Here is a 1,495-nt window from a genome sequence, read left to right on the forward strand (position 1 = left end):
GGTGAAGGATCGCCGTTCGGCTCGCACAGCTGCAGCTGAACGTTCGGCAAGTTGCAAATCCGGTATTGCATCGCCTTGAAACCCTCGGGGCTTGGGACCTGCAATTCTTCGTATTCGGTCAGCGGCGGATAGGACTCCCATGGCCCGATGCCTATGGAGTCATAGTAGGCCTGCGCCTTGTCGATATCGTGCACGACGATGCAGATGTGATGCAGCTTGTCGAAATTACCCATTTTCCTACTCCTTGATCGGAACCGTATAGTTCAGCACCCGGCGCCCTCCGTCGGGGTAGATCGTCTCGCCGGTGATGTAGGAAGCGTCGTCGCTGGCCAGGAACGCCACGACCGAAGCGATCTCGGCTGCCGTGCCGAGGCGCCCGAGCGGTGTGCGCGAAAGGACCGCCCGCCGCATTTCTTCCGAATCGATGAATGTCCCGTCCATGACCATGTCCGTGGCAATGGTGCCGGGTCCGACCCCAACCACACGGATGCCATGGGGAGCGAAGGCGACGGCCGCGGTGCTGGTGACCTGGTTCATGCCGCCCTTGGAGATCGCGTAGGTGGCGACACGCGGGTTGGCGAGGCCCGAATTGATCGACGACATGTTGATGATGACGCCGCCTCCACCTTGCGCGATCATCTGGCGGGCTGCGGCCTGGGTGCCCATGAACGCGCCCTTCAGATTGACGGCGAGAACCCTGTCGTAGTCCGCCTCTGTGATGTCGAGAAAGTCCTGGACCGGAGCGATGCCGGCATTGTTGACCATGATGTCGACACGGCCGAACTTCGCCACCGCCGCTGCAATCAGCCCATCGACCTGGTCCTTCTTGCTGACATCCGTAACCACCGCCAGGACGCTGTCGGTGGTGCCGATTTCAGCGGCACATTTTTTTAGCTCCACGGCATCGATGTCGCCGAGCACGAGCTTCGCGCCTTCGGCCAAAAAGCGTTCCGCGCAAGCGCGTCCGATGCCGCGCGCCGCGCCTGTGACAACCGCCACCTTGCCTGCCTGTCTCATGTCCAATCCTTCGATCATTTGTAAGTCGGCCACCCTCTCAGGGAGCATGGGCCGAGCTTGGCTACGGATGGGGATTCTCCCACCGAAGCCCAGCCTAGCGGATAACGAAGGGATTGGCGGTCTTGCCGGCGGTGTCTATCCACACCGTCTTGGTTTGCAGATAGGAATTGATGGCATCCTGCCCGCTTTCGCGCCCGATACCGCTCCTCTTGTAGCCGCCGAAGGGCGCCATGTAGGAGACGGCACGGTATGAATTGATCCAGACCATCCCCGCTTCCATTGCGGCCGCGCCGCGCAGTGCCCGGCCCATGTCGCTGGTCCATATCCCCGCTGCCAATCCGTAGGGGCTGTCATTGGCAATGGCGAAGGCCTCGTCCTCGTCGTCGAAGGGAATGACCGACAGGATCGGCCCGAACACCTCTTCGCGCGCAATCCGCATGGTGTTGTTCACGCCGGTGAAAATGGTGGGCTCGACGAA

Annotated in this window: 3 protein-coding genes; all 3 read right to left on the reverse strand. The window is 61.5% G+C overall.

Translation table 11 applies throughout. The features are described from left to right. Positions 1–233: VOC family protein (locus EN914_RS35245; RefSeq protein ID WP_206527316.1), on the reverse strand; the 233-nt coding region annotated here is incomplete at its 3' end. Between the two features lie 4 nt (positions 234–237). Beyond that, on the reverse strand, positions 238–1,017 hold the full coding sequence (locus EN914_RS35250) for an SDR family NAD(P)-dependent oxidoreductase (RefSeq protein ID WP_024503240.1): 780 nt from the start codon (positions 1,015–1,017) through the stop codon (positions 238–240). Positions 1,018–1,111: 94 nt separating this feature from the next. Next, the coding region (locus EN914_RS35255) for an aldehyde dehydrogenase family protein (protein WP_127389681.1) at positions 1,112–1,495 on the reverse strand (384 nt) is incomplete at its 5' end.

Source organism: Mesorhizobium sp. M7A.F.Ca.CA.001.08.2.1 (assembly GCF_003998455.1).
GTDB lineage: Bacteria > Pseudomonadota > Alphaproteobacteria > Rhizobiales > Rhizobiaceae > Mesorhizobium > Mesorhizobium ciceri.

Coding starts and splice junctions, on each gene's coding strand:
- EN914_RS35250 (WP_024503240.1), bottom strand. CDS start 1,017: ATGAGACAGGCAGGCAAGGTGGCGGTTGTCACAGGCGCGGCGCGCGGC.